The organism is Brevibacterium sp. LAARM2_SD2, from assembly GCF_057364785.1.
Genome location: NZ_JBNFOM010000015.1, coordinates 43,865 through 63,993, shown reverse-complemented (window position 1 = coordinate 63,993; position 20,129 = coordinate 43,865). Strand labels below are relative to the sequence as shown.

The 20,129-nt window shown below is 69.5% G+C and carries 20 protein-coding genes and 2 pseudogenes; 9 read left to right on the top strand and 13 right to left on the bottom strand.

The window, feature by feature from the left end; genetic code table 11:
• Positions 1–15: 15 nt before the first annotated feature.
• Together hutI and hutU are read right to left on the bottom strand one after the other, a co-directional pair.
• Positions 16–1,265 (bottom strand): annotated as a pseudogene (gene hutI / locus AC2W7K_RS11030) (imidazolonepropionase).
• Positions 1,265–2,916 (bottom strand): annotated as a pseudogene (gene hutU, locus AC2W7K_RS11025) (urocanate hydratase). Before hutU ends, hutI begins: the two co-directional pseudogenes overlap by 1 nt.
• On the opposite strand from hutU, the gene AC2W7K_RS11020 reads away from it, so the two are divergent.
• Positions 2,870–3,058, top strand: a complete 189-nt coding sequence (locus AC2W7K_RS11020) for a hypothetical protein (RefSeq protein WP_486006189.1) — start codon at positions 2,870–2,872, stop codon at positions 3,056–3,058. The pseudogene hutU and the gene AC2W7K_RS11020 overlap by 47 nt on opposite strands.
• A gap of 159 nt (positions 3,059–3,217) precedes the next feature.
• On the opposite strand, the gene AC2W7K_RS11015 is transcribed toward AC2W7K_RS11020, so the two are convergent.
• The 4 genes from AC2W7K_RS11015 to AC2W7K_RS11000 form a co-directional block, all read right to left on the bottom strand.
• The gene (locus AC2W7K_RS11015) at positions 3,218–3,715 is read right to left on the bottom strand and encodes a hypothetical protein (RefSeq protein ID WP_486006181.1); all 498 of its coding nucleotides are present in this window, start codon (positions 3,713–3,715) and stop codon (positions 3,218–3,220) included.
• 56 nt (positions 3,716–3,771) lie between these two features.
• Complete coding sequence (locus AC2W7K_RS11010) at positions 3,772–4,497, bottom strand: CPBP family glutamic-type intramembrane protease (protein WP_486006180.1); 726 nt, start codon at positions 4,495–4,497, stop codon at positions 3,772–3,774.
• A 65-nt stretch (positions 4,498–4,562) separates the two neighbouring features.
• A complete protein-coding gene (locus AC2W7K_RS11005) occupies positions 4,563–4,883 on the bottom strand; it encodes a winged helix-turn-helix domain-containing protein (protein WP_486006179.1) in 321 nt (106 codons plus the stop codon).
• The gene (locus AC2W7K_RS11000) at positions 4,880–5,302 is read right to left on the bottom strand and encodes a hypothetical protein (protein ID WP_486006178.1); all 423 of its coding nucleotides are present in this window, start codon (positions 5,300–5,302) and stop codon (positions 4,880–4,882) included. Before AC2W7K_RS11000 ends, AC2W7K_RS11005 begins: the two co-directional genes overlap by 4 nt.
• Before the next feature lie 297 nt (positions 5,303–5,599).
• On the opposite strand from AC2W7K_RS11000, the gene AC2W7K_RS10995 reads away from it, so the two are divergent.
• From AC2W7K_RS10995 to catA, 5 genes are all read left to right on the top strand, one after another.
• A complete protein-coding gene (locus tag AC2W7K_RS10995) occupies positions 5,600–5,920 on the top strand; it encodes a LysR family transcriptional regulator (protein WP_486006177.1) in 321 nt (106 codons plus the stop codon).
• Positions 5,815–6,534, top strand: a complete 720-nt coding sequence (locus tag AC2W7K_RS10990) for a LysR family substrate-binding domain-containing protein (RefSeq protein ID WP_486006176.1) — start codon at positions 5,815–5,817, stop codon at positions 6,532–6,534. Before AC2W7K_RS10995 ends, AC2W7K_RS10990 begins: the two co-directional genes overlap by 106 nt.
• On the top strand, positions 6,531–7,631 hold the full coding sequence (locus tag AC2W7K_RS10985; protein ID WP_211978337.1) for a mandelate racemase/muconate lactonizing enzyme family protein: 1,101 nt from the start codon (positions 6,531–6,533) through the stop codon (positions 7,629–7,631). The genes AC2W7K_RS10990 and AC2W7K_RS10985 overlap by 4 nt, the downstream gene beginning before the upstream one ends.
• A gap of 80 nt (positions 7,632–7,711) precedes the next feature.
• The gene (gene catC, locus AC2W7K_RS10980) at positions 7,712–7,987 is read left to right on the top strand and encodes a muconolactone Delta-isomerase (RefSeq protein ID WP_211978338.1); all 276 of its coding nucleotides are present in this window, start codon (positions 7,712–7,714) and stop codon (positions 7,985–7,987) included.
• Between the two features lie 33 nt (positions 7,988–8,020).
• Positions 8,021–8,890, top strand: coding sequence for a catechol 1,2-dioxygenase (gene catA / locus AC2W7K_RS10975; protein WP_211978339.1), 870 nt, complete (start codon positions 8,021–8,023; stop codon positions 8,888–8,890).
• A 66-nt stretch (positions 8,891–8,956) separates the two neighbouring features.
• On the opposite strand, the gene AC2W7K_RS10970 is transcribed toward catA, so the two are convergent.
• Complete coding sequence (locus AC2W7K_RS10970; protein ID WP_486006175.1) at positions 8,957–10,051, bottom strand: zinc-binding dehydrogenase; 1,095 nt, start codon at positions 10,049–10,051, stop codon at positions 8,957–8,959.
• A gap of 432 nt (positions 10,052–10,483) precedes the next feature.
• Between AC2W7K_RS10970 and AC2W7K_RS10965 the strand changes: the two genes are divergently transcribed.
• Positions 10,484–11,875, top strand: a complete 1,392-nt coding sequence (locus tag AC2W7K_RS10965; RefSeq protein WP_486006174.1) for a lipase family protein — start codon at positions 10,484–10,486, stop codon at positions 11,873–11,875.
• On the opposite strand, the gene AC2W7K_RS10960 is transcribed toward AC2W7K_RS10965, so the two are convergent.
• Both AC2W7K_RS10960 and AC2W7K_RS10955 read right to left on the bottom strand, forming a co-directional pair.
• A complete protein-coding gene (locus tag AC2W7K_RS10960) occupies positions 11,846–12,601 on the bottom strand; it encodes a DUF1345 domain-containing protein (RefSeq protein WP_486006173.1) in 756 nt (251 codons plus the stop codon). The two genes, AC2W7K_RS10965 and AC2W7K_RS10960, sit on opposite strands and share 30 nt — an antisense overlap.
• Positions 12,602–12,772: 171 nt before the next feature.
• Positions 12,773–13,375 carry a TetR/AcrR family transcriptional regulator gene (locus AC2W7K_RS10955; RefSeq protein ID WP_486006172.1) on the bottom strand — a complete coding sequence of 201 codons (603 nt, stop codon included), beginning with the start codon at positions 13,373–13,375 and terminating at the stop codon, positions 12,773–12,775.
• 81 nt (positions 13,376–13,456) lie between these two features.
• Here AC2W7K_RS10955 and AC2W7K_RS10950 point away from each other — a divergent pair, with 81 nt between their 5' ends.
• Positions 13,457–14,488, top strand: coding sequence for an NAD-dependent epimerase/dehydratase family protein (locus AC2W7K_RS10950; RefSeq protein WP_486006171.1), 1,032 nt, complete (start codon positions 13,457–13,459; stop codon positions 14,486–14,488).
• Positions 14,489–14,588: 100 nt separating this feature from the next.
• Complete coding sequence (locus AC2W7K_RS10945; protein ID WP_486006170.1) at positions 14,589–15,131, top strand: AAA family ATPase; 543 nt, start codon at positions 14,589–14,591, stop codon at positions 15,129–15,131.
• A 16-nt stretch (positions 15,132–15,147) separates the two neighbouring features.
• Here the strand turns inward: AC2W7K_RS10945 and AC2W7K_RS10940 are convergent, their stop codons facing one another.
• From AC2W7K_RS10940 to AC2W7K_RS10925, 4 genes are all read right to left on the bottom strand, one after another.
• Positions 15,148–16,344 carry a pyridoxal phosphate-dependent aminotransferase gene (locus tag AC2W7K_RS10940; protein WP_486006169.1) on the bottom strand — a complete coding sequence of 399 codons (1,197 nt, stop codon included), beginning with the start codon at positions 16,342–16,344 and terminating at the stop codon, positions 15,148–15,150.
• Between the two features lie 147 nt (positions 16,345–16,491).
• Positions 16,492–16,845, bottom strand: a complete 354-nt coding sequence (locus AC2W7K_RS10935; protein ID WP_486006168.1) for a cupin domain-containing protein — start codon at positions 16,843–16,845, stop codon at positions 16,492–16,494.
• Complete coding sequence (locus tag AC2W7K_RS10930) at positions 16,842–18,503, bottom strand: N,N-dimethylformamidase beta subunit family domain-containing protein (protein ID WP_486006167.1); 1,662 nt, start codon at positions 18,501–18,503, stop codon at positions 16,842–16,844. The genes AC2W7K_RS10935 and AC2W7K_RS10930 overlap by 4 nt, the downstream gene beginning before the upstream one ends.
• Positions 18,500–20,002, bottom strand: coding sequence for an APC family permease (locus AC2W7K_RS10925; RefSeq protein ID WP_486006166.1), 1,503 nt, complete (start codon positions 20,000–20,002; stop codon positions 18,500–18,502). The genes AC2W7K_RS10930 and AC2W7K_RS10925 overlap by 4 nt, the downstream gene beginning before the upstream one ends.
• Positions 20,003–20,129 lie beyond the last annotated feature (127 nt).

Sequence of the window (20,129 nt, the reverse complement as noted above, 5' to 3'; positions counted from 1 at the left end):
TTCTCCTTCGAATCCTCAGTCCGCCGAGGTGGTCGGACGGTTGTCGGCAACGAGCTCACCGCCGCGGTAGACGCGGTCGACGAGCTGGACGCCGGGCCGGTAGGCCAGGTGCCGGTGGCTGGGGGCGTCGAGGACCGTGAGGTCGGCCCGGGCCCCGGCACCGAGGTGGCCGATGTCGGTGCGATCGAGGGCGTGGGCGCCGCCGGCGGTCGCGCCCACACGGCCTGGTCGACGGTGAAGTGCATGTCGCGCACGGCCACGGCGATGCAGAAGGGCATGCTGTTGGTGAAGCACGACCCGGGGTTGCAGTCGGTGGCGATCGCGATGCGCACCCCGGCCGCGAGGTAGCGGCGGACGTCGGGGTAGGGCTGACGGGTCGAGAACTCGACGCCGGGCAGCAGGGTGACGACGGTGCCCGCGGCGGCGAGGACGGCGAGGTCCTCATCGGAGGCGAAGGTCGCATGGTCGACGGAGACGCAGCCGAGTTCGGCCCCGAGCTGGAGCGCCCCACCGGCGGTGAGCTGGTTCGCGTGGAGGCGCGGCCGCAGTCCCGCGGCGACGCCGGCCTCGATGATCCGCCGGGTCTGGTCCTCGTCGAACGCGCCCTCTTCGCAGAACACGTCGATCCACTTCGCCAGGCCGGACGCGGCGGGGATGATCTCGTCGATGATGAGGCTGACGTAGGCCTCCGGGTCGTCCTTGTGCTCCGGCGGCACGACATGGGCTGCCATGAGCGTGGACTCCGGGGTGTGGCGGCCGATGATCTCCAGCGCCCGGATCTCGTCGGCGAGGTCGAGTCCGTAGCCGGACTTGATCTCGAACGTCGTCGTGCCGGACCGGGTGGCCTGGTCGAGGAGGTGGACGAGGTTGGCCTCGAGCTCCTCGTCACTGGCCGCGCGGGTCGCCGCGACCGTCGTCGCGATGCCTCCGGCGGAGTACTTCTCTCCCGCCATCCGGGCGGCGAACTCCGCTGAGCGGTCTCCGGCGAAGATGAGGTGGTTGTGGCTGTCGACGAAGCCGGGAAGGACCGCACGCCCGCCGAGGTCGACGGTCTCGACCTCGGCATCGGGGGCGGTGAGCAGGAGCGCTGCCAGGGCGGCGTCCGCCTCGGCGGCGGGACCGGACCAGGCGATGGTCTCACCGTCGATGATCACCGCGGCGTCGGTGAGGGAGAAGAGATCTCCCGCGCCGAGGCTGGGGCGGGCCATGAGCTCGGTGGGGTCCGAGTTGGTGACGAGTTCGCTGATGCCGATGAGGAGCTTCATCACTGGGCTGCCGATTCCTCGTCGCGGACGTCGAGTTCGGGGATCATCGGGATGCGCATGCCGCGTTCCTCGGCGACCTCGACGGCGCGGTCGTAGCCGGCGTCGACGTGGCGGATGACGCCCATGCCGGGGTCGTTGGTGAGCAGGCGGGCGAGCTTCTTCGCGGCGAGCTCCGTGCCGTCGGCCACGGACACCTGTCCGGCGTGGATGGACCGGCCGATGCCGACGCCGCCGCCGTGGTGGATCGAGACCCACGTGGCTCCCGAGGAGGTGTTGACGAGCGCGTTGAGCAGCGGCCAGTCGGCGACGGCGTCAGTGCCGTCGAGCATCGACTCGGTCTCCCGGTAGGGACTGGCGACGGACCCGGAGTCGAGGTGGTCACGGCCGATGACGATCGGGGCCGAGACCTTGCCCTCGGCGACGAGCTGGTTGAAGAGCAGGCCGGCCTGGTGGCGCTCTTTGTAGCCGAGCCAGCAGATGCGGGCCGGCAGTCCCTCGAACTCGACGTATTCGGCGGCGGCGTCGAGCCAGCGGTGCAGGGACTCGTTCTCCGGGAAGAGCTCCTTGAGGGCGGCATCGGTGACCTCGATGTCCTTCGGGTCGCCGGAGAGCGCGACCCAGCGGAACGGTCCGAGGCCCTCGCAGAAGAGGGGACGGATGTAGGCGGGGACGAAGCCGGGGAACGCGAACGCGCGGTCGTAGCCGGCCTTGCGCGCTTCGTCGCGGATCGAGTTGCCGTAGTCGAACACCTCGGCGCCGCGGTCCTGGAACTCGACCATGGCCTTGACGTGGGCGGCCATCGCCTCTTCGGCGCGCAGCGTGAACTTCTCCGCGTCCTGCTCGGCCTCGGTCTGCCAGTCGTCGAGGCTGGCGCCCAGCGGCAGGTAGGACAGCGGGTCGTGGGCCGAGGTCTGGTCGGTGACGATGTCGACCTCGGCGGCTTCGGCACGGTCGAGGATGAGCGGGAGGATCTCGGCGGCGTTGCCGACGAGTCCGACGGAGAGCGCCTGCCCGTTCTTCTTCGCCTCGATGACCTTGGCGAGCGCGGTGTCGAGGTCGGTCTCGACCTCGTCGAGGTAGCGCTTGGCCTGGCGGCGGTCGAGGCGGGTCCGGTCGACGTCGATGATGAGGCAGGCCCCGCCGTTGAGGGTGACGGCCAGCGGCTGGGCGCCGCCCATGCCGCCGCAGCCGGCGGTGACGGTGAGGGTGCCGGCCAGCGTTCCGTCGAAGCGCTTGCGGGCGATCGCCCGAAGGTCTCGTACGTGCCCTGGAGGATGCCCTGGGTGGCGATGTAGATCCACGAGCCCGCGGTCATCTGGCCGTACATCATCAGGCCTTCGGCTTCGAGCGCGCGGAAGTGCTCCCAGTTCGCCCAGTCGCCGACGAGGTTGGAATTCGCGATGAGCACGCGCGGTGCCCATTCGTTCGTCCGCAGCACGCCGACGGGCTTGCCGGACTGGACGAGCAGCGTCTCATCGTCCTCGAGGTCGTCCAGCGTCCGCACGATCGCGTCGTAGGCCTCCCACGAGCGGGCGGCACGGCCGGTGCCGCCGTAGACGACGAGGTCTTCGGGGCGTTCGGCGACCTCGGGGTCGAGGTTGTTCATGAGCATCCGCTTCGCGGCTTCGGTCTGCCAGCTCTTCGCGGTGATCTCAGGTCCGCGGTCGGCGCGGATGACCCGGGTGGGGTCGTGCTGGGTGAACGACGGTGTGGTCGCCGAGGTGGTCGCGGCGCCGGTTTCGGACGTGGCGGTCATGGGATTCCCTTTCGTGGGGTCCCGCAGGGGGACCTGAGCTCAGTTCGACCGGTGTGTCCGACGGAGTGGATTCCCGATCGCGGCCCGACGGCGAGCGGCCGTGGGGGCCGAATCGTCTTTGACTACCCTTCCATTGTGTCCGCTGGGAGCGCGGACGGAAGTGGTCTGGCTCAAGTTCTGTCCGATATTTCGGACACTATCCGCCGGCGACCGTGACAGTGCGGCGGCGTCGCTGGCCGGTCGCGAGACCGAGGCAGAGCACGAAGACGGCGAGCGGCCGGTCGAGACCGTCGAACTCCGCGTCGATGCCGCGGCTCGACCAGCCGGTCCGGCCGATCCGGCCGCAGAGCGCGCCGGCGCCGTCGCGCAGCTCGAGGTCACGCGAGTCCGGGGCCGGCGCGAGGCGGTACTCGCGGTCTCCCGCCGCGATTGTCCACCCGGTGGTTCCGGCGCGTTCGGCAGCTGCCACTGGATTCGCCGGCCCGTCGGGCGCGGAGGCGCGCGCCATCGGCCGCAGGGAGTATGCGGTGCCGAAGGACCCGCTGGTCAACTCGAAGCGAGCGTCGTCGATGACGATCTCACCGCCTCGGCGCAGGGCTCGCGAGCCGATCCGCGTCGTCGGGAATCCGGACCCCGTGATCTCGTAGCGGGCCGGGAAGCCGGTGCGGCGGGAGTGCAGTGTCAGCGTGGTCATGGTTCCTCCTGGTCAGACGGGTGGTCGGGGTGGCGACCGGGTGGTTGGGGTGGCGGTCAGCCGCCGAGGGCGGGCGCGACGAGGAACGCGAGCCCGGTGCTGAGGATGTTGAAGATGATGTGCGCGATGATGCCCGGCCACACCGAGCCGCTGCGTCGCCGGAGTTCGCCGGTGATGAGGCCGACGATGAAGGCCGAGAGCATCGTCTGCGGAACGCCGTGGAGGATCGTGAAGAGCAGTGCGCTGCCGACGACGCCGACGATCGCACCGTACCGCAGCAGCACGGTGGTGACGACGCCGCGGAAGAACAGCTCCTCTCCGATCGGGGTGAGCACCCCGAGGAGCACGAGTCCGAGCAGCAGGGGAACGAGTCCGGTCGCCGCGGTCTGCGACCAGTCGCTCTGCGCATTGCCCGAATCCCCGGTCACGGCGACATAGACCCAGGTGGCCGGGAACTTCAGTGCGAAGGCGATGAGACCGCCGACGACACCGAGGAGCAGCCACTTTCCGGCCGCAGGACGCAGTCCGAAGGCGGAGACGGAGCGGAGGCGCACGGCCACCGCGGCGGCGAATCCGCCGGTGCCGGCGATGAACGACAGACCCATGAGGACGATGCTGAACGCCTCGGGGCTGACGGCGGGCTTGAGGAGGATCGTCAGCCCGAGGGTGAGGATGACGAAGACGGCGAAGCCGACGCCGAGCTCGATCCACCCGGACTGGCGCCCGTGCGGTGCCGGCAATGTGGACGGATTCGGGCGCGACGGGGTAGGGACAGTGGACATGGTGATCTCCTCACCGGCCGCGATGCCCACGCAGGGCGGCCGACTCAGTCAGTGGCGAAAACGGGTCAATCAGTGGTGGAAGGGGCGGCGATCGGGCTCGCGGCGATGGCGCTGAGGGTCTCCCAGTGCGCGGCGAAGGCCGCCTGGCCCTCGGGCGTCAGCGACAGCCAGGTGCGGGCGCGCTTGCCGACGAATCCCTTGCGGATGTCGACGTAACCGGCCTCTTCGAGGACCCGCATGTGCTGGGAGAGCAGCGATTCGCTGACCTCGAGGGTCTCGCGCAGAGCCTTGAAGTCGGCTTCTCCCGTCGCGGCGAGCGCCGCCATGAGGGAGAACCGCACCGGGGCGTGGATGCGCGGATCGAGGGAGTGACGCGGATGGCTCATCGGCGATTCCTCCTCCACGCCCGGGCCGCCTCGGCGAAGGCCGGCAGCGCGACGACGATCCCCATGAGCAGCCACAGATCGATCCGATCCCCGAGGACGACGGGCCCGACCCAGACGACGGCGACCGCATAGAGGATCGCCCAGGCCGCGACCCATCTCCACGTGTGCGCCCTGCTCGCCGGACGGATCTCCTGGCGGGACTTCCAGCGGTAGAGGAGTCCCGCCCCGACGACCACGGCGAGGGTGAAGAGGAGGCCGTCCCAGGTGCCGCGCACCGCGGGCAGGGCGCCGATGATGATGATCGTCACGAGGCCGAAGCCGACCATCATCGGCGGATACCAGGCGCCCCTTCGCCGGACGTCGTCGCTGGCCCGCTCGGCCCGGGCGAGCATCTCGCGCGGGTCGTTCTCCTCGATCATCACGGTCGCACCTCCTCATCGCAGCGTCAGCGGAGCACGAGCAGCTCCGCTCTCATTCACTTTAATACCACTAAAGTGCATTCACAACGGTGAATTGCATCAGCGTCGACGCGGGCGACCCGGCAATCGCTATTCATGCATTGGGCGTCTCAATCGAGACGAAATTGGTTCTTTAAAAGTCCTGGCCCCGCGCATAGTCTGACGGAGAACCCTCGAGATCACTGGAAGAGGAACGACGATGTTCATCCCACCCACGTCTGCCGCGCCGACCCGCGGCCCGCTCACCTCCGTGCGGGCATGATGCTCGAGACCCGCCAGCTGCAGAACTTCGCGATGGTCGCCAGGGAACGCCATTTTGGGCGGGCCGCCGAGCGCCTCGGCCTCGCCCAGCCCTACCTCTCGCAGCAGATCCGCAAACTCGAACGCCAGCTCGGCACGACCCTGCTCCACCGCACGACGCGCTCGGTCACCGTCACCCCGGCCGCGCCCACCTGCTCGAGGAGGCCGAGCGGGTGCTCGCCGAACTCGACACCCTCGGCACCGAGGTCGGTCTCATCGGCTCCGGACTCCAGGGCCCGCTGCGCCTCGGCTTCACCGGCTCGACGACGTACGGGGTGATGCCGCAGGTGGTGCGCCGCACCGCGGCGCTGGCACCCCGCCTCCAGCTGAGCGTGAGCGGCGAGATGATCACCCCGCAGCTCGTCACCCAGCTGCTCGACCGCACCGTCGACATCGCCCTGCTGCGCGGCACCACCCCGGCGACGGGGCTTGAGTGCCAGACCATCGGCTCCGAACCCTGCATCGCCGCACTCCCCTCGGATTCGGACCTCGTCGACGCCGACGCGATCACGGCCGCCGACATCAGCGGACGCATCCTCGTCGGCTACCCGGAGACCTCGGTGATGTCGACGACCACGGCGAACTTCCTCGGCGCTCACCGCCGGACCCCGGACTACGCGATCCGCGCATCCCAGACCTCGACGCTCATGTCCCTCATCGCCGCGGGACTGGGCATGGCGATCGTCCCCGGCACCGCCTCGGCGCTGGCGCTGCCCGGTGTCGAATTCCGCACCATCGTCGACGCCCCGCGCACCGAGCTCTCCCTGGCCCGGCGAGCCGATGACGACTCCCGGGCGACGGAGCGGATGACGGCGATCATCACCGAGGTCGTCGCCGCGGCCATCGCCGAGCCCCCTGTCGCAGCGGCGATCGCCGAGGAGGACGCGTCATGAGGATCACCGCCGTCGAGACCGTGCCCTACCGCATCCCCATGCGCAAACCGCTCGCGTTCGCCAGCGGCGCCGTCGACCACATCGAGCACGTCCTCCTGCGCCTGCACACCGACGACGGGCTGACCGGCTGCGCCGACATCCCGCCCCGGCCCTACACGTACGGGGAGACCCTGGCCTCCGTCATCGCCGTCATCGACGGCGTCTTCGCCGAGGCGCTCCTCGGCGCCGATCCCCTCGACCGGGCCGGCATCCACGCCCACCTGCGCCGCACCGTCGGCAACCAGACCGCGAAGGGCGGCATCGACGTCGCCCTCTGGGACCTCATCGGGCAGGCGGCCGGAGTGTCCGTGCACCGGCTCCTCGGCGGGTACTGCGAGTCGCTCGCGGTGACCCACATGCTCGGGTTCGCCCCCACCGAGGCGGTCGTCGACGAGGCGCTCGCGTTCATCGACACGCACGGGGTGCGGTCGTTCAAGATCAAGGTCGGCAGGCGCCCGGTCGGCGTCGACGTCGACCTCGTCACCGCGCTGCGGGAGGCCGTGGGCCCCGATGTCCTCCTCTACCTCGACGCCAACCGCGGGTGGACGGCCACCGAGGCCGCACAGATGCTCGCGGCCACGCCCGGGGCGGATCTGCGGTTCTTCGAGGAGCCCGACGACGCCGCCGAGGTGCTCGGCCGCCGGCGCCTCGTCGCGACCTCCCCGATCCCGATCGTCGCCGACGAGTCGGCACCCGATCTCGGCGCGGCGGCCCGGGAGATCCACACGGGAGGGGCGAGCGCCCTGTCGATCAAGACTGCGCGCACCGGGTTCACGGAGTCGGGCAAGATCCTCGCCTTCGCCGAGGCGCTCGGCCTCGACGTCCTCATGGGCAACCAGATCGACACGCAGCTCGGGAGCATCGCCACCGTGACCTTCGGTGCCGCCTTCGAGCACTCCTCGCGCTACCCCGCGGAGCTCTCGAACTTCCTCGACATGGCCGACGACCTCGCCGCCGAACCGCTGCGCATCGTCGACGGTCGCGTCGCCGCCCCCACCGACCCGGGGGTCGGCACGGTCGTCGATGAGGACAAGCTCGCCCACTACCGCATCGACTGACCCGCCCGACTCCGCTGTCCCGCCCGACGACGCAGAGTCGACGACCAGAGACACAGAGTCGACAACCGAAGGAGCCTCCCATGCTGTACCTCGTGAGAATGGACGTCACCCTTCCCACCGACCTCTCCGCGGCAGAGACGACGGAGCTGCTCGCCCGCGAGAAGGCCTACTCCCAGGAGCTGCAGCGCGACGGCCGGTGGAAGGAGATCTGGCGCATCGTCGGGGAGTACGCGAACTACTCGGTCTTCGACGTGACCGACAACGACGAACTCCATGAGCTGCTCAGCGGCCTGCCGCTCTTCCCGCACATGCGCATCCATGTCACACCCCTGGCCACCCACCCCTCCCACATCTGACACCGCACTCACATCACCCGAAGGAGAGAGACAATGTCCGAGAACAGCTTCCAGTCCGAAGTCACGGCGAAGGCCGCCGAATCCGGCGCCAACGCCTCGGCCCGCTTCCGCGAAAGGCAGGCGCAGGGCGGCAGCACCGCCGCCGTCGACCAGGAGCGCGTCGCCCTCCTCGCCGGCAAGGCGATCAAGGCGCTCAACGACCTCGTCATCGAGGAGCAGCTGAGCTACGAGGAGTACAACGCGTTCAAGGCGTGGCTCATCAAGGTCGGGGAAGACGGCGAATGGCCGCTCTTCCTCGACGTGTGGCTCGAGCACTCCGTCGAAGAGGTCGCCAATGCCGACCGGGAGGGGTCGAAGGGGACGATCGAAGGGCCGTACTACCTCGGCGGCTCACCGGAGCTGGAGTGGAACGGCACGATCCCGATGCGCGAGGACGAACCGGGGACACCGCTCGTCTTCAAGGGCCAGGTCACCGCGGTCGACGGCACTCCACTGCCGGGGGCGAAGCTCGAGCTCTGGCATGCCGACAATCTCGGCTTCTATTCGCAGTTCGCGCCGGGACTGCCGGAGTGGAACCTGCGGGGGACGTTCACGGCCAATGACAACGGCGAGTACGAGATCCACACGATCCGGCCCGCGCCCTATCAGATCCCCACCGACGGGGCCTGCGGCCAGCTCATCGCGGCCGCCGGGTGGCATGCGTGGCGGCCGGCTCACCTGCACTTCAAGGTGCATGCGCCGGACCACCAGCTCATCACCTCGCAGCTCTACTTCCCCGGCGATCCGCACAACGACGACGACATCGCCTCGGCGGTCAAGCCCGAGCTCCTCCTCGATCCGCAGCCGAACCCCGACGGCGAGGGAGAGGTCACCGTCTACGACTTCGTCCTCGATCCCGCCTGAGGACTCCTCGCGCGCTGAGCTGACGGTCGCCTCGGCGGGGAATATCGCCGAGGCGGCCGTCAGCGTCTAGAAGCGCGTGATGATCGAGCGGATGACCTCGCCCTTCCTCAGCTTGTCGTAGGCCTCGTCGACGTCGTCGATGGAGATCTCCTGGCTGATGAGCCCGTCGAGGTTGAGCCGCCCCTGCATGTAGAGGTCGGCGTACATCGGGATGTCGCGTTTGAGGTTCGTCGATCCCATGCTCACGCCCTGCACACTGGCATGGCTGACGAGGGCGGCGAGCGAGGTGTCGAGGGTGACCGTGGCATCGGGCTTGGCGATGCCGATGAGGTAGGCGTGCCCGCCGACGCGGCGCAGCGCGATCGCCTGCTCCTGGGTGGCCGGCAGTCCGATGACCTCGAACGCGTGGTCGACCCCTCCCCCGGTGAGCTCCCTGACGGTCTCGACGGCGTCGACCTGTGAGGAGTTGATGACCTCGGTGGCGCCGAAGCTCTTCGCGACCTCGAGCTTCGCGTCGATGATGTCGATGGCGATGACGTGCGTGGCTCCGGCCAGGAGCGCGCCGGAGATGACGTTGAGCCCCACCCCGCCGGTGCCGATGACGGCCACGGAATCGCCGACGCGCACACCGGCGGTGTTGATCGCCGATCCGGCCCCGGTGACGACCGCGCACCCGATGATCGCCGCCTGCGGGAACGGGAGATCGTCGCGGACGACGGCGAGCTGGTTCTCGTGGACGAGCGCCTGGGAGGCGAAGCCGCCGAGACCCCACCCCGAGGCGATCGCCGTGCCGTCCTCGGCGCTCAGGCGCGACGGCTCGTTAGGTCCGCGCACCGTCGCCTGCGGGTTCGGGCACTCGTAGGTGCGCCCGGACAGGCACGTCGTGCACACCCCGCAGAACTGGATGAGGCAGCCGACGACGTGGTCGCCGACTTCGATCGTCGTGACCTCGGATCCGACCGCCTCGACGACGCCGGCGATCTCATGGCCGAACACGGCGGGAAAGGGGAAGCCGTAGCCGCTCTCGACGATGTGGAGGTCGGAATGGCAGAGACCCGACGCCCTGACATCGATGAGGACCTCGCGCTCGCGCGGTTCGTCGATGTCGACGTCCCGCGTGGTGAACGGTGAGCCGACTCCCTCGGACACAGATGCTCGCATGGTTGCTCCTTTGCAATCGTGGCGGTGATCGAACCGGTGGCGATGACGTCCGCCGGTTCGCGGTGACCAGCCGACGATCACGCAGGCAGAGCAGTGACACAACGGTCGGCACCCGATTTTGAGCGTACGCCCGATCAGGGTCAGTGTCGATGAATTGCCGGTGATCAGTCGGTGCGCGGCCCCTGCCGCGGGGCGATGGGCTGGCCGGGCCGACCGAGGACTTACTACCGATCAGTCGTTCTGTTCGGTAGGATGTGTGGCGCCGGTCACCATACGGGCACCCCGTCCTGGTCGACCCCCGCGGCTCCACCGAAGCCCGGGCGGTCGGCTGTTCGCGCACTCTCACCGCCGAGATCCACGACAGAACAGGAATGCAGACCTATGAGCACACGTCGACCGACAATGACTCCGCCCCTGCGACGACTGACCACGATGGGCACCGCCGCAGTCGCCGGCCTCGCGCTGGCGGTGGGCACGATCGCGACCCCGGCCCACGCCGCCGACCCCGTTCCGACGACGGACGCCGAAGCCGAACGCCTCAATGACGAGCGGGCCGCCGAGGATCCCGCCGAACTCGATCGCAGCAGCGTTCCCGCCGGAGTGAGCGTCGAACAGGCACGGTCGGTCGTCGAATCCTCCGACGAGATCACCGTCGCCGATGTCGAATACGCGGCCGCCGTCGAGGAGCTCCCGGCTTCCGGTGTTCCCGCGGACTTCTATGAGACTCCCGCCACGCTGCCGGAGGAGAACGGCGCAGTCGTCAGGCAGGCCGAATCCGACTTCTACCTCGACCCCGTCCGGCTCATCAGGCACAACGCGGAGACGACGACGTTCATGTACCGCACCACCGACGAACGCGGCACTGCCCGTGCCGCCACCGCCACCCTGCTCAGCCCCGCGAACTCCGACGGCCCGGCGCAGGACGCCGTCGTCATCGCCCCGGGCACGCAGGGCACTGCCGACAAGTGCGCTCCCAGCCGACAGCTGAGCATGGGCACGGAGTACGAGGGCATCGGGGTGACCTCGGCGCTGGCCGCCGACCGTCCGGTCATCGTCGTCGACTACATCGGACTCGGCACCGAGGGTCCGCACCGCTACCTCAACCGCGTCGAAGAGGGCCGAGCCGTGCTCGACGCCGCCCGCGCCGTCCAACAGGTCGAGGGAAGCGGCATCGATGCGGAGACGCAGCTGCAGCTGCGCGGCTATTCCCAGGGCGGGCAGGCGACGGCGGCGGCCCTCGAACTCGCCGCTGAGTGGGCTCCCGAGCTCAATCTCACCTCCGCCTCGGCGGGGGCCGCTCCGACCGACCTCAACGACGCTGTCGGCAGCCTCTCGGGCGTCTACACGGGTTTCCTCCTCTTCGGGGCGGATTCGTTCGCGGAGCAGGCGGGCATCGACCTCAGCGAGCACCTCAACGAGAAGGGCCAGGAGACGGTCGAACGCGCCGCAGGCCAGTGCACGGTCGAAGCCGTTCTCACCAACGCCTTCGTCGACACGAGCACGCTGACGAAGAACGGCGGGGACTTCCAGCAGCTCGTCGAGGAGGAGTTCACCGCAGTCCTCGACGAGCAGCGGTTGGGCACGGCGGCGATCCCGGACATTCCCGTCCTCGTCAACCACAGCCGCCTCGACGACGTCGTGCCCTTCGCGCAGGGCCGGGGGCTCGCCGCGGCCTGGTGCGATGCGGGCAGGTCGGTGACCTTCGCCGACAATCTCGCGCCCACGCACATCGGCGGGTACCTCGCCTCGCTGCCGCGCGTCGAGGCGTTCACGTCGACGACCTTCGCCGGTCGGTCACCGCTCAACAGCTGCTGGCGGCTCTGATCCCGCGGGCTCAGCCGAGCATCCGAGCCGGCCGGAGGCTCGGCTACGCTCCATGACGTAGGAGAGGATCATCGACACGAGTGTGGCGACGACGACGGAGTTGAAGGCGAACGCGACGATGACGTTGGTGCGCACGAGTCTCCACCCGGCGCGGGTGATGGCTCGGCCCGGCAGCGCCGCCGTCATCGTCGAGGTGAGCACGGAGAACGTCAGGTAGTCGCTGAAGGCCCGATCCTCTTCCATGTCGAACTCGAGGTGGCGTGCCGCCTGGCTTCCGCCGTCCCGCAGGTCGAGGCGCATGTAGTCGAGGGCGAACGAGTAGACCATGACCGCCCACGAGGCGATGACGTTGGCGACGCCGAGGGCACCGGCGATGACGGTCTCCACGCTCGATCCGAGGGTGACGAGGTAGACGTTGAGCATGATGGCGACGAAGGCGGCGACGAGCGTCCACGACACGGCACCGCCGCCGCCGAAGAGGATCGACGTCCAGCGGCGCCTGCGTGCGATGGCCCAGCGCGAGTGGACGGTGAGCTCCGTCTCCGTGAGGTCCTGCAGTCCGGCATGGGTCCAGAGGAGGTAGACCAGCGCGTACACCGGCCACGCGACGAGGAAGACGGCGATGAGTCGCTGCGTCGCATCGACGAAACCGGCTGAATCGGCGCCGAAAGGGGAGAATCCGAGACCGACGATGACGACGACCCCGACGAGCAGTGCGGGGATCATGCTCACCGATGAGCGCGTGTCATCGGAGATCGTGATGATCTGGCTGTGGCGGGGTCGCAGGCGCAGGACGGCTCCGGTTCACTCGATGTCGGCTGGTCACCTCACCCTAGTCGACCAGCGCCCGGTGGTTCCGTCGGGCGAGCACCCCGGGTCGCGTCCGAACGCAGGGCGTCAGGCGGTGGCGAGGAGACGCTGCAGGGCGAATTCGTAGATCCCGGCGGTGGCATCAGGGTCGATTGCGCCCTCGACTGCGAGGCCGTTCGAGAGGGCGAGGATGACGACCGCAAGCTCTTCGGCCTCAGCGATGCCGGCGGCGCTCAGTTCCGCGGCGATCGCCTCGCGCAGCTGACGCCTGCTCGCCTCGAGGTCGGCGGCGCCGGTGCCGCCCTCGCGCATCGCCGAGGCCCAGAACTCGAGGAACGCCCGGTGCCAGGTCGGGTCGTCGGTGGTGAAGCGCGCCAGCCGCGTCGCGAGCCCGCGGGCGAAATCCGGGGAGTCCGGCTCCCCGGCCGCGCGGGCGGCGGTGACGATCGAGGAGATCCGCTCGGCCGTCCGCGCCTTGAGCACCTCGAAGAACAGCTGGTCCTTGCTGCCGAAGCTCGAGTAGACCGCGCCCTTCGTCAGCCCTGCCGCCCCCGCGACCTCATCGACCGAAGCCTGCGTGAAGCCCCGGGCGGAGAAGACGTCGGCGGCTGCGGCGAGTACCCGGGTGCGGGTCTGCTCGCGGGTCGGGCGCTGTCGCTGACGCGCAGTCGAGGAAGTGGTCTTCGCCATGCCCTCGACAGTACCACTGGTATTGGATACCAATGGTATGCAATACTGACGGTATCGAACTCGGGAGAACGGACACGCATCATGTCAGCGCACGCCTTCGTCACCGGAGCCGCCGGTTTCCTCGGTCGCCACCTCGTCGAGCGCCTCGTCGACGACGGGTGGTACGTCACCGCCTTCTGCCGCCCAGAGGACCGGTCCGACCTGCTGCCGCCGGGAGCCGACGTCCATCTCGGCAACCTCCTCGACCCACCGTCGCTGCAGGCCGCGCTCACCGGGCTGCGGCACCCGGTCGTCTTCCACCTCGCCGGCAACACCACGACGTGGTCCCGTCACGCGCAGGCACAGTTCCGCGACAACGTCGACGGCACCCGCGAGCTCCTCGCCGCCGCCGAGCGCGCCGGGGCCAGACGGCTCGTGGCGACCTCGTCGATCTCCGCCTACGGGTATCAGCCCGGCGTCCGCCTCGTCGAGTCCTCGGCGTCGAACGTCGCCGTCAAGGGCGACAACTACGGGAAGAGCAAACGGGCCGCCGAAGAGCTCATCACGGCGGCTGACCGTGACGGACGGCTGTCGACCGTCATCCTCAACCCCGTCAACATCATCGGCAGCTACGATGCCGCGAACTGGTCCCGGCAGCTCATCCTGCCGCTCGCTTCCGATCGCCTGCGGGTCGTCCCACCGGGGGCGGCGACGTGGATCTCGGTGCACGATGTCGTCGCCGCCCACCTCGCCGCCGTCGACGCCCCGGTCGAGGGCGGCAACATCATCCTCGGCGGAGTCGAAGCCGGCTTCCTCGAGGTGGTGCAGACGATCGCCTGGCTGCTCGGCAGACCTGCGCCCACCCGCGCCACTCCCGCCTCGGTGATGGCCGCACTCTTCGCCGCCAGTCAGGCCAAAGCCGCCCTGACGCGAACCGAACCCGAACTCAGCCTGGCGAAATATCGGCGGGCGACGGGAAACCTCCTCGTCGACGATTCGCTTGCCCGCACGACCCTCGGACTGGGACGCACCTCGCTGACGACGATGCTCGCCGAGACCATCGCCTGGCTTCGCACCGTCGGTCTGCTCACGGACGCCGGGCGCGCAGCGGTGCGACCGCCTCGGCGCCGGTGACCGCTCACCGCCCCTGATTCATCGGTCGGCAGAGATGCATCGGTCGGTAGAGCTATAAGGAAGCCTGGTGGTCCGATGCGCGGCCCGTACACTGACGACCATGAGCGCCGATGTCATCATCCTCGCCGGACCTCCCGGAGCCGGGAAGTCGACGACGGCCCGCGCCCTGGCGCACGATTTCCCACGGTCCGTCCACCTGCACACCGACGACTTCTGGCATTTCATCGCCTCCGGTGCCATCCCGCCCTACCTGCCGGAGTCCGAGGCGCAGAACCACACGGTCATGGAGGTCATCGTCCACGCTGCCGCGATCTACGCGCGGGGCGACTACACCGTCATCGTCGATGGGATCGTCGGACCATGGATGCTCGATCACTTCCGGGTTCTCACCCGGCACCCTGATCCTCTGCCCGTCCACTACCTCGTCCTCCGGCCGAGCCGAGAGGTCGCGCTCGACCGCGCCACCGCGCGCACCGGCCCCGATGACCTCACCGACGAGGAGCCGATCACGACGATGTGGGATCAGTTCAGCCACCTCGGCGAGCTGGAGGACCACGTCATCGACAGCAGCATTCAGACCTCGGCGCAGACGCTCGCCGCCGCCCGCCACGCCGTGGAGACGGCGACGTTCCGCCTGCGGTGACGACACCGCCCCTGGCTCACCCGGCCTCGACCCAGTCGCGCAGTTTCGTCAGCCCTTCGATGATGTCGTCCTCGCCGATGCCCGAGTAGGCGAGCCGGATGTACTTCTGCTCCTCCCCCGGCTGCGGGCGACCGAAGTGCTCGCGGGTGCAGAACGAGACCCCGGTGTCGTGGAGGGCCTGGGTGGAGAAGTCGGAGAGGGTCGCGATCCCCTTGCTCGCCATCGCCTCGGTGACGTCGGGGAAGATGTAGAACGTCGATTCCGGCACGGCGACCTCCATGCCGGGGATCGCGTTGATGAGCGAGCACGCGGCGTCGCGGCGGGCGCGGAGCACGTCGAGCATCTCCGCGACCGGCTCCTGCGGTCCCTGCAGCGCCGAGATCCCCGCCCACTGGACGTAGTGGGTCGTGCACGATTCGTCGTTCGTGTTCATCGTCGAGATCGCCTCGGCGACCTCCTTCGGGGCCACCGCGCACCCGAGCCGGGACCCGGTCATCGCGAACTTCTTCGAGAACGTGTAGAGGATGACGGTGCGCTCGCGCATCCCCGGCAGGGCGGCGATCGACGCGGACTCACCGCCGTAGCGCATCTCGAAGTACGCCTCATCGGAGAGCACCCAGAGGTCATGCTCGGCGGCGATCTGCGCGATCGCCTCCCGCTCCCCCGGCGTCGACTCCGCGGAGATGGGATTCTGCAGATCGTTGTAGATGATCGCCACCGTCGTCTCGTCGATCGAGGCCCGCAGATGGTCGAGGTCGATGGCGAACCCGTCGGCGGTCGGCACGTACCGGTACGGCAGCGCCCGCCCGCCGAGGTATTCGATCTGCGACTCATAGATCGGGAACCCGGGATTCGGGTAGAGCACGGACCGACCGGGATCCATGACCGCCTGGAGGAACTTCGTGATGACCGGCTTGCCCCCGGTGGTCACGACCACCTCGGCGGGATCGATGTCGAGACCGCGCCGGGACCCGATGTCCTCCGCGAGCGCGGCCCGCAGCTCGGGGATCCCGGGCCCCGGACAGTACCCGGTCCTGCCGTCCGTGATCGCCCGGTTCATCGCCTCGACGATGTGCGGGGCCATCGGAAAATCGAGATCGCCGAGGTGGAACGGATAGACCCGATTCCCCTGCGCCTTCCAATCGGCGGCGGCCTGGGCGACCCGGAAAGCGGTCTCCGTGCCGAGGTCATTCAGTCGCTGGGCAGTCTTCATCGGCGGCTCCTTCGAACGCCCGCTCCCCGGCAGCGGTGCCGCAGGGAACGGTGGTGCAGCTGGTGGGAGGCGACGCTTTCCGCGCGGAGCGGTGGGCGGCGTCTTCCTCACACGATAGACGACCGCGTCAAGGGGTCCTGCTCCGGCTCACTCTGTGACGCCGATGAAGACCTTCCGCGTCGGTTCGAGCGTCACCCAGCGCCCGGCGAAGCCCTGCGGGATCGTGAACGCCTCACCAGGGCCGTACTCGAAGCGCTGGGCGCCGTCGCGGCTCTCGACGGCGACCCGACCGGAGACGATGACGCAGAACTCCCGGTACGGCCACGAGTCGAATTCGACCCAGCCGGGTTCGCCCGCCCAGCGTCCGGCGACGCTGGTCGGCCCGGTCTCGACCCGGAACTCCGTCTCCGTCCACCCCTCGGAGTGGGCGTCGTAGTCGGCGAGGTCGGGGATGACGACCCGGTCGGCCGCCTCGGTGAGCGTCTGGACGGTGGTGGTCATGAGGTCTCCTTCTCCGATGCGGTGTGGTCGGCGGCGGGGTGGGCGGCGCCGGTGGTCCCGGCGGCGATGAAGCGGTCGAGGACGTTGCGGGTGATCGTCGTGACGAAGGGGTCGTTCGCGGCCAGGCCGTAGGGCCAGTCGGTCGTGCCGGCGCAGTAGACCTCGCCGTCGCCGCGGGTGAATGCGGCCATCATCGCCGAGCCGTAGCCGTTGCCCTGGTGGTGCGGGGGCGGGCCGTCGGGGTAGATGCCGGCGAAGAGATCGGCGAGTTCGGCCGCGGGTGCCCCGATCGGCACGCGTCCGCCCCACCGGTCCTCCCCGCCGGAGACCGCGGGGGCCATCGCGATGATCTCGAGGTTCTCCGGCGCCCCGTCCTCGCCGGTGGCATACGGGAGGCCGTGACGGAACGTGTAGTCGCAGCCGTCGACCTCGAAGGCCGCGATGCACAGGGGCGCTTGGCCGAACACGTCGCCGTAGTAGAGGTCGGTGCCGGCCAGCGACCAGTGGTTCTCCCGGTAGACGGTGAAGCCGCCGCTGCCGCGGGGCACCGCCGAGCCGTACCGGATGTACGCGCCGCCGAGCCCGGTCAGGCCCATCGTCGCCGCCCCCGGCCGGCCGATCGCCGGGGCATCCCACGCCGTCGTCAGCCGGCTCGGGTCGGTCTCGGCGATCGGGTCGGCCGTCGGGTCCTTGAAGCACGTCTGCACGCCCTCATCGAGGTCGAGGCGGACCTGCCACACGTAGTTGCCGCCGAACCGGGCGACGTGGCCGCCGGAGTCGACGTAGGCGTCGAGGGTGTCGCGCATCTCCCACGACCAGTACTCATCGTGGCCGACGATGACGACGCAGCCGTACCCGTCGAGCACGTCGGGTTCCGCGTGGAGTTCGACCTGGGTGATGTGACCGACCCGGTAGCCCTGGTCCTCGGCCCACACCGTGAACGGACGCTCGTAGTTCGCCCAGCCGGCGTCGTTGTGGTGGCGGGAGTACCCGCGCTGCCACGCCCATTCGTACGTCGGATGCCGCGGCTCCCAGCCGATCGGCACGCTGACGTCGAGGTGGGCGTTGCGGGGTGCGCCGACCGGTTTGCGCAGCATGCCGCGGGCGATCGGGCGCCGCATCGACGAGTACGGGGAGGGGATGTCGTTGCGGTCGCCGTCGGGCAGCCCCCGGTAGTGGTTGCCGCCGCCCCAGTCGTTGTAGGCGAGCAACGTCGAGGTGGCGTGGACGAGGAGGACGTCGACGTCGGCGGGACCGGCCGGGCGGACGATGAAGAAGGACTCCTGCTCGACGTCGCGACCGTGGTCGTCGGTCGTGGAGAAGACGACGAGGTAGTACCCGGGAGCGAAGTCCGCGCTCAGGTCGACCTGCAGCGAGCTCGACCACCCGCACCCGCTCGCGTAGGCGTCTGCGGGGGTCTCCTGCCGCGTTCCCGGCAGGCCGGTGGCGGTGAAGACGGTTTCGGGGCGGGCGCCGTCGCGGATGATCGCGACGTCGAAGGCCTCCGCCGTCGTGTGCACCCGGAGGTCGACGGTCTCTCCGGACCGGTAGGCGAACCGGTCGCTGTAGCCCCAGAGTTCGGTGGTGCCGGGGTATTCGCCGGGGCGTTCGATGAGCCCTCTCGGGGTCGACCAGGCGTAGTCGAGGCGTGCGCTCATGGGGTGGGGTCCTTTCGGTCGGGGTGGGGGTCGGGGCTGGAGTCAGGGTTGGAGGTGTCGGAGTCGATCGCGGCGTCGGCACCGAGGGTCGCCAGCGTCGCCCGGGCCGCGTCGATCCGGCTGGCCCGGAGGAGACCCCAGGCCGCGGCGAGGACGAGCGGGGCGATGACGCAGGCGTTGCCGGCCGGGCCGAGTCCGGTGAGGGCGCCCATCTGGGAGATGAGGAGGATGAGCGCGAGGGTGAGGAGGACAGCGGAGGCGAGCGGGGCGATCATCCGGTTCCACGCCCGCTCTCGACCGCCTCGGCGGCGGAAGAAGACGACGACGGAGAGCGAGGTGAGGATCTGCAGGAGGAGGACGGCGATGATCGTCGGCGTGTTCGTCCAGGTGACGATCTGCGTGTAGGGGTCGGCGCCGACGGCGGCGAAGAGGCAGAGGACGATGAGGACGAGGCCGGTCTGGACGAAGTTCGCCGTCAGCGGGCTTCCCGAGGACGCGAGCCGGGACAGGCCGGCGGGCATGAGGCCGCCGCGGCCGAGGTTGACGAGGTAACGGGACGAGGTGTTCTGCAGTGCGATCACTCCTGCGAAGAAGCTCGTGACGACGAGCACGAGCATAATCGGCGTGATCGCCGTGCCGACGAATTCGTCATTGAGTGAGAACACGAGCTGGGAGGGATCGCCGGTGAGCAGGGAGGTGATGCGGGACTGCCCGGCAGCCTGGAGGATCACCCAGGCGCCGACGGTGTAGCCGAGGAAGAGGACGGTCACGGCGAGGTAGGTGGCGCGGGGGATCGTGCGGTTGGGGTTGCGGGTCTCGGTCCGGTAGACCGTCGTCTGCTCGAAGCCGACGAACGCGACGAAGGTGAGGACGAAGACGCCGGGCAGGGCCGCACTCACCCATTTCTCCGGCGCGAAGGCGGTGAGCGTCAGCCCCTCGTGACCGCCCTGGACGAGGACGGCGACGGCGAAGATCGCGAGGATCGCCGCCTCGGCGACGAGGAGGACGGCGACGGTCATCGCGCCGACCCCGACCCGGCGCAGGCCGAGGATGAGCACGGCGCCGGTGATGACGAGGGCGATCGGCAGCCACGGGACCGCCAGACCGGTGAACCCCTCGATCGTCAGGGACGCGAAGACCGACGCCGAGGCGGTGAATCCGATCTGTCCGCCGAGGTAGCCGACGTAGGCGACCATTCCCGCCACTGACCCGGTGCGGGCGCCGAGGCCGGCGGCGATGTACGTGAGGAAGGCCCCGCCGCCGGGCACGTGGCGGGCGATCGTCGTGTAGCCGACGGCGAAGAGGAGGTAGACGAGACCGGGGTAGAAGAAGCCGAGGACGACTGCGTCCCCGCCGGCGAGCATGCCGAGGGGCACGAAGCCGGCGAGGATCGTCAGCGGCGCGGCGGCCGCAAGGACGAAGAAGACAAGTCCGGGAGTGCCGATGCCGCGAGTGCGGACAGTCGGGTTCGGTGCCGTGTCGGCGGGAGGGAGAGCCACGGTGCGTCCCTTCGGAAGGAGATGGGGTGCGGGGCGCGGCGCTGCGCCCGGCGAATTAACCTATCAGTCGATAGGTTAAACGACAATCTATCACTCGATAGATTCCCTGGGAAGAGCCGTTAGGCTG